We start from the raw sequence: 11,611 nt of genomic DNA on the forward strand, positions 1-11,611 counted from the left end.
GGGATAAGAAATAAACTCAAAAGATAGCAATGCAAAAAACAGAGAAAATGTTTACAGGAATTGAGAGATGCCCACATTTTTTCGTATTTTTGCAGGCACACGAAGCGTATATCAAGCAAATATAGCATGAATCAAAACATCATCATCTCTCATCATTTACAAACAGACCTTACCAAAGCTATTGCAGACTGCCAACCCGACTATCTGTTTGTACTCACAGATAGCACCACAAGAGAACACTGTTGGACGAGAATACAAAATTTGGAAATACTGAAGAAGGCACAACTCATTACTATTGCCCCCACCGATATGCACAAAGACCTGCGCGCAGTAGAACAAATTTGGACAGCACTGCAAAACAACCATGCCACTCGCCATTCTTGTCTTATCAATTTGGGAGGTGGAATGGTCACCGACATTGGTGGATTTGCCGCTTCAACCTTTAAGCGTGGCATCTCATTCATCAACATCCCCACTACCCTTTTGGCAATGGTAGACGCCTCAGTGGGTGGTAAGACAGGTTTTAATTTTAATGGGCTGAAGAACGAAATTGGGGTCTTCAACGATGCGAACTTTGTGATCCTCAACACCTGCTTCCTTCAGACACTGGATTTGGAGAACCTGCGAAGTGGTTATGCAGAGATGCTGAAACATGGATTACTTGCTCATGAAAATAGGTTTGCTCAGTTACTTTCGTTCAGTTTGGAGCACCCTATTGACTACCAGCTCCTACAACAGATGGTGGAAGAGTCGGTGAAAATAAAAGAGGGCATTGTGAGACAAGACCCTCATGAGAAAGGTCTACGCAAAGCACTCAACTTAGGTCATACCTTTGGACATGCTTTCGAGTCTTGGTCATTGAAACATACTCCCGTACTACATGGTTATGCGGTTGCCTACGGACTGATATGCGAATTGTATTTGAGTGCCCTTAAATGTGGGTTTCCTACCCACAAGATGCACCAGCTGAACCAGTTTATTCGCGAGAACTACGGAACACTTCCTATCACCTGTCATGACTATGATGCGCTTATCCAACTGATGAAGCATGACAAGAAAAATGTAGGAGACACCATCAACTTTACTTTGCTTGAGAATATAGGAAAAGTGAAGACAGACCAGACAGCCACGGTTGAAGAAATCAAAGAAGCTTTGGACTTTCTAAGAGAGGGAAACTAAGCACACCAAATGCTATTCTTACAAGAGGGATTAAAGCCCAATACTGGGGTCATAAAACGAGGCTAAAATCAGCATGACGACGACAGAGAACACGCATACTGCGATAGGTATGTACTTGGTGTATTGAGACACGGATGTCGCCCTATGCCTTTGAGCAAAATTGCGTACATACCACCACACGGTAAAACAAACAAGTGTGGCATTGAGGAGTCCTAACGAGGCGCCTGCCAACAAGTCGCCAACATAGTGTACACCCATATATAAACGAGAATAGCATAACAACAAAGCCCATACTACCAATAAAACGCTCAAAGTTCTTAGCCTAAAAAGGTAAATCATCAAAAACACCAATCCCCATGAGTTGGCAGCATGTGCCGACGGAAAGCCATATTTTCCACCTCGATATCCGTCTACTATCTGTATCACTGATGAGATAGGATTGTCTAAGTTGGCAGGACGAAGTCTGCAAACAGCTTGTCGAATAACAGAAGAACTGGTTTGGTCGTTCAAAACCAACAGCAAAATAGTAAGTATGAAGAATACCGAAGCGTCTTTCCAACCAAACTTTTTATACATCAGGTACACCAAAGAAGCGTAAAACGGAATCCATACGAACCGCCCGGTGCAAATTTCCATGAAGTTATCCCAATAGTCTGTATGTCCTCCATTCAGCCAAATGGTTGCCAAGGTATCCCAGTGTACCAACGTATGAATGAGTAAAAGTAAGTTGTCTGTCATTATCTTGTAGCTATATCGTTAAAAATTGTTTGCGTATAGGCTTTGCCTGCCTGCACATATTGTTGCTGTTTGTCTCCAAAAGCATGAACGATTTGTTGTCGCTTAAAATCATAGGTCACCCCATGATGCGCATCCATGAGTCCAAACCCATCGTTTATCATAAAGAAAGCAAAATGAGGTGCTGCTGGATTAAACATATCTTTACTAAATGGTAACGCCTCATGAGTTATGCCCAAGGTGCCTAACAGAGTGGCTGCCAAGTCTTGTTGTGATGCAAATGTGTCGACTTTCTGCGGCTGGCGCACTGCCCCACCAGTCCATATCATAGGAATATGGTAGCGTGTAAAAGAAAAATTATCAATGTCTAATGGCCAAGCACCCAAGTGATCGGGCAGCAGAATTACCAAAGAACGGTTCCATTGTGGAGAAGATCTTAAGCATTTAAGAAAATCAGACACACAACTATCTGTATAAGCAAAGGCATTCAGCACTTTGTCATTAAGTCTATAAAATGGCACATCAAAAGGCTCATGCGAGCTGGAGGTTTGAATAACGCGCAAAATAGGTGTGGAGGTCTTTGTTTGCCGAAGGTCTCTTTTCACCCTTTGAAACAACAAATGGTCTGGTACTCCCCATTTGCTTGTACGTTGACTCACAGGGAAATCAACATCCTCAACAATCTGCAAAAAGCCTTGATTGATAAGAAACGAGCGCATATTGGTAAAGTCGGCATCGCCACCATAATAATATTGCAAATCCCAACCAGCTTTTTTCAAGAGTTGTGGCATGGATGTAAGGGCGGCAGTCTTCTTGGGATACTTCATTAAGCTTACAGTTGCTGGAGCTGGATAGCCGTACAAGATAGACAACAAACCGCGATCTGTACGAAAACTGTTAGCGTAAAAGTTGGAGAAATATACGCCTTCATTTTTCAAACGATTGAGTCCGGGAGTAGCGCTGGCAGCACTCATCAAGGTATCGGAGAAGCTTTCCATCACTATCAAATAGATATCGGGGCGTTGTATGGTTAGGAAAGAAGAGGAAACTGTTGAGTCAGCCTCGCTTTTAGAGGACAACATCATCGATACTAATTGATGTGCTTTCTGCTCATCCATCAAGCGATACATCGAAGAAAAACCTTGTTGATGTGTCACACTTTCCATAAAGGAGAATAACGGATTAACAGCGGCATGGTTGAGTCGTTGATGATTCGAGAAATAAGCTTTGCCTGTGTTCATCGTAGACGCCGACCATCCTCCTCGTATAGGTAGAAACAAGGCTGCTACGAAAACGAGAAGAAGCAGCCAATGCAAAGTAGAGACAGGCTGACATAGCGTCGTGGAGAAACAACGACCTATGGTTTTGAACAGGGAGTATATAAGAAAAGAAATCCCTATGACTGCTGTCAATCCGAGTAGCAATTGCCAATAGCTAACACTGGCGATTGCATCTTTGGGAGAAGAAACAATATAAAACAGGGGTGTCGCATCCAGTGGGAATTGCCAATAAGGATACAAAGCAATATTAGCCACAAACGACAGCGAAACTAAGACTGCTGCTAATGCCATCCAACATCGATAGATGCTTGAAACAACTCGTTTGACGAACGATGTATGATCTTTATAGAAAGGCAAAGAACTAAGCAATATGAGAAGTCCAGGAACTGCTGTTATATAGCCCGCCAAAGATAAATCTAACGGCAAACCGTGCCAAAGAACTGCAAATAAACTTGATAACCCTTCACCTGTAAATAGCAGAAAGAAAGGCTTTTGTAATACGAAAACGACCACCCATAACACAAAAATTGTGAGTAACCAGCTTATTTTCTTACCAAAAAGGATTTTTGACACCATATAAAAAATATTATTTCCCTGTATATCTGTTCTAACTTCGCACTCATATCACACAAGCTTCAACTGATAAGGACAAAGATAACCATTAGGAATTGAATCAGACAGCAACAGTATGCAAAAGTATAAAGAACTATACGAAGTACAAAATGTTAAAGAAAGATTATGTGATATTAGTTGTACCCATGAACGATTGACCAGCTCCTTACTACGAGGGTTACGCTTCAACCTTATCTAAATCATAGACATGGGTTGCAGGAAAGTTAAATGTCTCCGCCATAAGAAGCGCTTCGGCTCTATTGGGCTTGCCATTCGCAGTCATAGGTATCTTATCCACAGCAATGTATAAACGTGGTTCCCAGTAAGGAGGAAGGGTTCGATGACATATTTTATGAAGGACTCGCAACAAAGCTTGAGGACTTTGGGAAGCTGCTTGTTGTCGAGAATCAGATAGTTCCATTTGAACAAAGAGTACAACAATTTCGCCAAATTTAGCATGCTTTCGCTTGGTTATCATATAAGGAAAGGTCAAGAAGTTACGCATCAGGTTCTCCAACTCCTCTGCATGAACCTTCACGCCACCCGTATTTATCACATTATCTTGTCGACCAATGATGCGAAAAGCAAGGGTGTTTTTCCCCTCAGAAGTACTTGTCTCTCGGATTTCGGCAATATCATTCGTCACAATCGGCGTGTCACAAAGCATCGGGGCGTCAATAACCAAGCAGTCATCGGCATTCGTTGATACCTTTATTCCTTGCAGGGGCGTGTACCAACTGGAAGACTCGAGACCGTTCAGTCTGCGTAAGGCAATGTGTGAAAGGGTTTCGGTCATGCCGTATGTACTCCATACCGCATGAGGAAAGTCATGTAGTTGGGCTGCCAAGACATCGTCAATAGCCCCTCCGCCAATGATAAGATGTTTGATTTGGCGCAATTTTTCCCGTTCTTCGGGTACTTGCAGCGAGTTAAATACTTGCAGGGGAACCATGGCGGCAAAGGTAATCGGAACGTCAACCGTTGCCAATGGATGACCAGAAGGAGCTACCTGTATTAAATGAAGTTGCCTGACCAATGAGCGAACCACCATCATCTTGGCGCCAATATAGTCGAGATTCATGCACAACAATGCGGTGTCACCAGGCTTTAATCCAAGGAAGTTGCACGTCATCTTGGCACTTTCAATCATTTTGTCCTTCCTTACATTCAGCTTCTTCGGCGCACCTGTCGACCCACTGGTTTGCACATGGATGGTCTGTGCCTCATTATTCCATTCGCTGATAAATTCTTGATAAGTCATTTTTTACCTCCATTTAATGTCTTTGTCGGTATGAACCACAACTGATCTCCTCTCACTTCCAACGGCATAGGTATGTTGTCCGTAAACAGAAGTCCTGTTCCCAAGCCCTGTGGGAAGGTGACATGCGGTCCATAAACCTTTGCGGCAAGTTGTGCAATGGCATTTAATCCCACATTACTCTCCAACGCACTGGTGAGCCATGAACCTATGCTTCGTTGTCTTGCTAACGTTATCCATTCTTCAGTTCCATACATACCGCCATGCAACGAAGGCTTTAAAATGATGAATTGTGGGCGTATGGCATTGAGCAACTCTTCTTTTTCTTGTCGCTGGTTCACACCAATGAGTTCTTCATCGAGTGCGATAGGAATGGGCGACTCACGGCACAAGAGCGCCATTTGCTGCCACTGATGCTGCTTGATGGGTTGCTCTATCGAATGAATGTCATACTTAGCCAACTGTTCCAACTTTGCGAGAGCCTCATCGGGTGCGAAACCTCCGTTGGCATCAAGGCGCAACTGAACTTGCTTTGAGGTAAAATGCGAACGGATAGCGCGTACCAGTTCTAATTCTTTCTCAAAGTCGATAGCCCCTATTTTCAATTTTACACAACGAAAACCCTGCTCCAATTTTTCCTGCATCCTACGCACCATTTCCTCAAATGTACCCATCCACACCAAGCCGTTGATGGTGATTCCCTCCTCTCCTCGTGCGAAAGGGGTGTCAAACAAGGCAGCACTTCCGTTTGCCTTTATTTGCGCCAACGCTGTTTCCAACCCAAAGAGTATTGACGGATAAGGTCGCAAACGCTCGTAGTTGATACTTCCCTCGTGCGCCACCTCATTGCACGCTTCGGTTAATATTTGTTCATAATCAGGACAAACGTCACAACTTAAATCAGACAAGGTGGCACACTCGCCTACCCCTTTGACGGAAGGACGGTCTTCACGCCAAAGGGTTACATAGTAACTCTTGCGTGTTTGGTACACTCTCCGTGAGGTAGTGGCAGGATTTTTGAAGTGCAGTGTGCGCTGACTGACAGCATAACATAAGCTCATATTCATCTTTTTAATGACTTTTTCTATAATCAATTCTTGCTTTCGACATTTGCTCTCTGATTCCTCCTTGCTTCACAAAATCATCTTTCACCCTATCAATGTATTTTCTAAGGAATATATCAGCTTGATGAATGAGCGTAATGGCAATGTTCGCAATGGTTTCATCACTTCTTTCCTTGATAGCGTTTCGATAATACGCCGAGTCGTTATGCCGTGCGCAAACACGTCTGGTCTGTATTGTTTTAGCATCGTTTACATCCCATATAGCAAGATCTCTCACCCGTAAATAGTCCTGATAATCTATCAACAACTCCTGTAAACTTGCCTTAGCCACATTCAAGAGCTTTATTTCTGTTTCTGAAGAAGTTGTTGAAGCAGCACACCCCTCAGCTATATTTTGTTTCCCCGAGCGAGCTGCTTGCACCATTTGGTCAACCGTTCTGTCGTTCTTTGCCAAAAAGTGGTGAGCAAAATAAAAGGTAATGTCATAGATGCACTCGGTTTTTTGATAAACAATTAAGTTTTGATAATTACCTTTTTGCGGCAAAAACTGGTTGGTTTGCATGACTTTAATATTTTTAGTGGTTATTTTATTATTGGGTTTATTGGCCTTATTAGGCCTATTGGGCTAATAAGCCTTATTAGCCTAATAAGGCTAATTGGGCCAATTAGGTAATTGGTTAATTGCTCTCAGGGAAACTGCGGATACTTATCAAAGTCGGGTTTGCGTTTCTCCAAGAATGCTTTTCCACCCTCCTGCGCCTCGTCCATGGTGTAATACAGCATGGTAGCATCGCCTGCCAACTCCTGAATACCAGCCTGTCCGTCCAACTCGGCATTCAGTCCAGCCTTGATCATGCGTAACGCCAAGGGCGAACGCTGCATCATTGTCTCCGCCCATGACACGCATTCGTCTTCCAATTCATCGAATGGCACCACCTTGTTCACCATGCCCATACGTTCTGCCTCGTGTGCCGAGTACTGCTTACACATGAACCAAATCTCCCTGGCACGCTTCTGTCCCACCATTCGAGCCAAGTAGGAAGCGCCAAAACCCGCATCAAAAGACCCTACCTTTGGTCCCGTTTGTCCGAAAATGGCATTCTCGCTGGCAATCGTCAGGTCACACATGACATGCAACACATGCCCACCTCCGATGGCATAGCCATTCACCATGGCAATCACAGGTTTGGGCAGCCGTCGAATTTGCATCTGTACGTCCAGCACGTTGAGCCGTGGCACGCCGTCTGTTCCTACATATCCACCTCGTCCCTTCACATGCATGTCGCCACCAGAGCAAAACGCTTTGTCTCCTGCTCCCGTGAGAATAACCACACGAATGCTCGCACACTCTCGGCAATAGGCAAAGGCTTGCGACATTTCCCATGTGGTGAGCGGCGTAAAAGCGTTGCGATAACGCTCACGATTGATTGTTATCTTCGCAATTCTGTTATACTCCTCGAAGAGGATTTCCTTAAAGTTGAAGCCGTCAATAGACTTCCATTGTCTTTTTTCCATATCAAATTAAACTTGTTTGTATTCGTTCATTGCCTGTTCATCTTGCTGTTGCGAGGTAAACACCTCAAAGACTACGGGGCGGTCAAAGTTGTCATTCACAAAGTGATTCATGTTATTTTCAAGTTCTTCCTCATCATGTGCCGAAAGATAAGCCACGTTGTTTTGCTGGCAAATCCCACAAGCCGATGTATGATGTTGGGCAGAAATCAATGTCTGATGAGCCGTACTATCTTTCAAACCTGGCAAACTTTGGAAGATAACCCCACCCCCATTGTTCAGCAACAGCACTCTGAAATTGCCCCCTAAGCTATGCCACAGGGCGTTTTGGTCGTAAAAGAAGCTCAAATCACCGATGACGCAATACACGTTTTGAGTTGTCACCAGCGAGCAACCTGCTGCCGTTGACAAACTCCCATCAATGCCGTTGACACCCCGATTGCAAAAAACATAATCGCTGGCAAAGTGGTTAACCAACCTAACAGACATGCTGTTGGCGGCATGGAGGATATATCTGCCCTTGTTACTTGCGGTCTCAAAAAGTAATTTTACAGCCTGCAATGAAGAGTAAGGAGGATGGAAACGCTCATTCTGCGCCTGCACTTGTTGAATCAACGTTGCCCACTTTGAACGAAAAACAGACTCAAAAGGCTGTCTTTGTTTTTCTTTTTCCCCACGGACATACCGCAAGATTACCTCCAAGACATCATTCGGTGCACCCTCAATCACGCCTGTCAAGTTTTGAAAAGTATCATATATCGCCCCTTGCTCATTGACAATCCAAGTCTTGGCAGCTGGAGATTGGCGCAGAAAAGCTTTCAAACGCTTGCTCACCAACGTTCCTCCAAGGTACACCACTACATCAGGTTGATATTGTTCTACCTGCTGCATGCGCGCCAAAACCTTATCTATATGTAGGGGAAAAAGCCCTTCGGTTGGTGAATTGGGATAGCGAGGCGCATCCTCATGACAAGCCATTCCGAGACATTCGTACACAACTACCACATCCGTTGACAACTCGCATAATTGCAAAGCCATGCACCGAGCCTCTTTGTTACTTAACTGTCCCACGACTATCATCGGGCGCTTAGCCGATTGGACATCCGCCAAAAGCGGCTGACAGTGAGCCACATCGGTCGTTGCCGCTATCTGTCGGATAACACGTTCGGTTGGTAACGCTGGTACATTGAACGTAAACAAGGGTTCTGAAATGGGCACATTCAAGTGTACCGGACTGCCACCATGCCGCTGACAACAAAGCAATGCTTCGTTTACCAATCGATTACAGTACCACCGTTCATCATCAGTAGAAGGCTCGGGTAACGAGACTGCCTTGCTGACAAAACGCCCTAAGGCATCCAACTGCGGCAGGGTTTGTCCGTCTTGTTGGTCAATCCACATCGCAGGTCTATCACCCGAAATTACCACCAAAGGCACATGTTGATAATAAGCCTCTGCCGTAGCTGGCAAAAGATTAAGCAACGCCGTACCCGAGGTGACACAAACGGCAACAGGATGCCTTAAGATTTGAGCCATACCCAAGGCATAAAATCCAGCCGACCGCTCGTCTGTCACAGGGTGGCATGTGATGTTGGGGCATTCGTTGAAATTATGTACAATGGGTGCATTGCGCGAACCGGGACACACCACAGCGTGTTTTACGCCGTGTGCCACTAATAATGCGGTGAGTATGTTTACGTTCTCTTTATCTGAATAGAGCATGAAGGAAGTGTTTAGTTGACAAGTTTACAAGTTAATAGTTGACGAGTTCACAAGTTGACGAGTTCACGAGTTGATTGTTTTTTAGTTCTTGAGTTTGTGAGTTTTTAAGTTATCACGTTAATTGCTTTACTAATCATAAAGTTCAATGCTCAAAGTTCAAAGTTCAATTTCACGAGTTGATTATTTTTTTTAGTTCTTGAGTTTGTGAGTTTTTGAGTTATCACGTTAATAGCTTTACTAATCATAAAGTTCAAAGTTCAATGTTCAAAGTTCAAAGTAACAGCCTTCATCGTTTCCATTTTCGCTTCAGTCTCTTCCCACTCCTGTTGCTCTACGCTGTTAAGGAGCAGTCCTCCGCCAGCATAGAGACGATAACTATTCTCTAAAATTTGCATACATCGAAGTGAAACATAAAGATGAGTTTCGCCATTTGGATTGAGTAAGCCTGCGAATCCACTATAATAAGAGCGGTCGGCATGCTCGTGCTGAAGGATGAAACGCTGTGCCTCAGTCTTTGGCAGCCCACACACAGCAGGTGTAGGATGCAACGCCTCGAGTAGAGATCCCAAGGACTGGGTATCATGAAGGCTAAACATAAAATCACTGCGCAGATGCACCAAGTCACCTGCCTGAACGGTATAAGGTCCTCGCTGGGTAAGTTGATCGGCGAAAGGTGACAGACATTGTTGGATATAAGTAGCAACCAACTGTTGCTCGTGCTTGTTCTTAGCCGACCAATCATTCATGCCATCGCCATTCACGCATGGCGTACTGACAGAAGAGCGGTCAGCATCAGGTGCCAATTCCTCCGCTTTCATCGTGCCAGCCAAAGCCATGGTGCGCCATATCTCCCCGTCACCGTCGAGCAACACCTCTGGTGTAGCCATGAGCCATGTGCCAGTCTGGGGCGTTGACACCAACATAATGCAGAGATGAGGATATGTTCGGCACGCCTCCAAGAACAATGTTTCCGCATCCACCTGTGCCGAGTGCGGTATTTCTTCATGACGAGCCAACACGATTTTCGCTAACTTTCCGTCTTTGAGCTGTTGATGAAAACAACGGAAAGCCTCGCCATACCGTTCCCTGTCATCACAAGATGAAGCCAATACCGCCGCTCCGCAGCCATTGCGCAGCCTTGCAAAACAATCGCCCACGCACACCCGTTCTTTCGTTTCAGGATGAATCAACACGACGGGATGCGCCGCATCTATCGTGAAAGGAACAAGCACAAAGCCCTCTTTTCCATTCAAATCTGTTAATGAAAAGTAAGTCTCAGGCTCTCCATTCTTTTGGGTAAGTTTTATAAAATGCCTTTTATCGGGCAGTCTATAATACGCAAAACTATTCATTCTGAGACTTGTTCATCACATAATTGATAACTTGCACAGTTGAAATGAGTTCTTCTTGAGCGTTTTTTATCTCGATATGCCATTGGTGCAGCGTTGCTCCTTGATGTTGCAGTCGGCCAAATGCCGTAACCGTTTCTCCCTCCATCACTGTTCGCACATGGTTGCCACTGACGTTGATACCTACACAAATTTTGTCGGGGCATATAGCCATACTGCCTACTCCTGCTAAATTTTCCGCCAAAGCCAAGGTGGCGCCACCACTTAAGAAACCAAATATCTGTTTATTTTTATGGTTTACTTCCATTCGAGCCATACAAGTATCAGGCTCGGGAGTGGACAAGAATTCCATACCGAGTGTGTTAGACAGTCCATCACAACACGCTATCATGTCTTTAATTTTTTCTATATCCATGGTCGCAATCGTTTCTTATTTATTCCAAAATTACAAAAAATGATAGAATTGGCAAAATATTAAATTAGGTTTTTAACAAAAATACAGCGCATTTTAGCATTGACACAACTTCTTCTGCTAAAATACGAGAAGCACGCACAAGTTTACTTATCTTTTTGACCACCAATACATTAGAAACAACATTGCAATCATATCCCATAAAATTGCTTATAAAAAACGCCTCTTTCATGCCCAAACTGCCCTTATTTGGTGCAAATAAGCACGCAAAAGCATGGAGATAGTGGGACAAACTCAATGGAGTAACCGCCCTATCCCATTGACATAACAAGATTAAGTGATAGAGACAAGCGAGCAAAGCCTTATTTTTGCACCTAAATGGGCAACTTCTTTTTCTATTTTGAGAATTATTTTTGTAAAATAAAACGAATTCGATTAACATATTAAAGAATTATTAACTATACTTTACTTTTATGGGTAAGCACCAA

Annotated in this window: 11 protein-coding genes; 1 reads left to right on the forward strand and 10 read right to left on the reverse strand. The window is 44.1% G+C overall.

The window, feature by feature from the left end; genetic code table 11:
• The first annotated feature begins 126 nt into the window (after positions 1 to 126).
• Positions 127 to 1,179 carry a 3-dehydroquinate synthase gene (gene aroB, locus BN35_RS04665; protein ID WP_028901083.1) on the forward strand — a complete coding sequence of 351 codons (1,053 nt, stop codon included), beginning with the start codon at positions 127 to 129 and terminating at the stop codon, positions 1,177 to 1,179.
• A 30-nt stretch (positions 1,180 to 1,209) separates the two neighbouring features.
• Here the strand turns inward: aroB and BN35_RS04670 are convergent, their stop codons facing one another.
• The 10 genes from BN35_RS04670 to BN35_RS13600 form a co-directional block, all read right to left on the reverse strand.
• Complete coding sequence (locus BN35_RS04670; RefSeq protein WP_025072574.1) at positions 1,210 to 1,917, reverse strand: phosphatase PAP2 family protein; 708 nt, start codon at positions 1,915 to 1,917, stop codon at positions 1,210 to 1,212.
• Positions 1,917 to 3,485 carry an LTA synthase family protein gene (locus BN35_RS04675; protein ID WP_309546457.1) on the reverse strand — a complete coding sequence of 523 codons (1,569 nt, stop codon included), beginning with the start codon at positions 3,483 to 3,485 and terminating at the stop codon, positions 1,917 to 1,919. Before BN35_RS04675 ends, BN35_RS04670 begins: the two co-directional genes overlap by 1 nt.
• 499 nt (positions 3,486 to 3,984) lie before the next feature.
• On the reverse strand, positions 3,985 to 5,067 hold the full coding sequence (locus BN35_RS04680) for an AMP-binding protein (protein WP_028901082.1): 1,083 nt from the start codon (positions 5,065 to 5,067) through the stop codon (positions 3,985 to 3,987).
• Positions 5,064 to 6,131, reverse strand: a complete 1,068-nt coding sequence (locus tag BN35_RS04685) for an o-succinylbenzoate synthase (RefSeq protein ID WP_374188029.1) — start codon at positions 6,129 to 6,131, stop codon at positions 5,064 to 5,066. Before BN35_RS04685 ends, BN35_RS04680 begins: the two co-directional genes overlap by 4 nt.
• Before the next feature lie 4 nt (positions 6,132 to 6,135).
• Positions 6,136 to 6,690, reverse strand: coding sequence for a four helix bundle suffix domain-containing protein (locus BN35_RS04690; protein ID WP_025072577.1), 555 nt, complete (start codon positions 6,688 to 6,690; stop codon positions 6,136 to 6,138).
• A 125-nt stretch (positions 6,691 to 6,815) separates the two neighbouring features.
• Positions 6,816 to 7,643 carry a 1,4-dihydroxy-2-naphthoyl-CoA synthase gene (gene menB / locus BN35_RS04695; RefSeq protein WP_028901081.1) on the reverse strand — a complete coding sequence of 276 codons (828 nt, stop codon included), beginning with the start codon at positions 7,641 to 7,643 and terminating at the stop codon, positions 6,816 to 6,818.
• A gap of 6 nt (positions 7,644 to 7,649) precedes the next feature.
• Complete coding sequence (gene menD / locus BN35_RS04700; protein ID WP_028901080.1) at positions 7,650 to 9,362, reverse strand: 2-succinyl-5-enolpyruvyl-6-hydroxy-3-cyclohexene-1-carboxylic-acid synthase; 1,713 nt, start codon at positions 9,360 to 9,362, stop codon at positions 7,650 to 7,652.
• Positions 9,363 to 9,619: 257 nt separating this feature from the next.
• Positions 9,620 to 10,714 (reverse strand): isochorismate synthase, encoded by a 1,095-nt coding sequence (locus tag BN35_RS04705; protein ID WP_025072578.1) that lies wholly within the window; start codon positions 10,712 to 10,714, stop codon positions 9,620 to 9,622.
• Positions 10,707 to 11,126, reverse strand: coding sequence for a PaaI family thioesterase (locus tag BN35_RS04710; RefSeq protein ID WP_025072579.1), 420 nt, complete (start codon positions 11,124 to 11,126; stop codon positions 10,707 to 10,709). The genes BN35_RS04705 and BN35_RS04710 overlap by 8 nt, the downstream gene beginning before the upstream one ends.
• A gap of 64 nt (positions 11,127 to 11,190) precedes the next feature.
• Entirely contained in the window at positions 11,191 to 11,565 is a 375-nt protein-coding gene (locus BN35_RS13600) for a hypothetical protein (protein ID WP_145992934.1), read from the reverse strand.
• Positions 11,566 to 11,611 lie beyond the last annotated feature (46 nt).

The sequence above is a fragment of the Hoylesella timonensis 4401737 = DSM 22865 = JCM 15640 genome, assembly GCF_000455445.1.
GTDB lineage: Bacteria > Bacteroidota > Bacteroidia > Bacteroidales > Bacteroidaceae > Prevotella > Prevotella timonensis.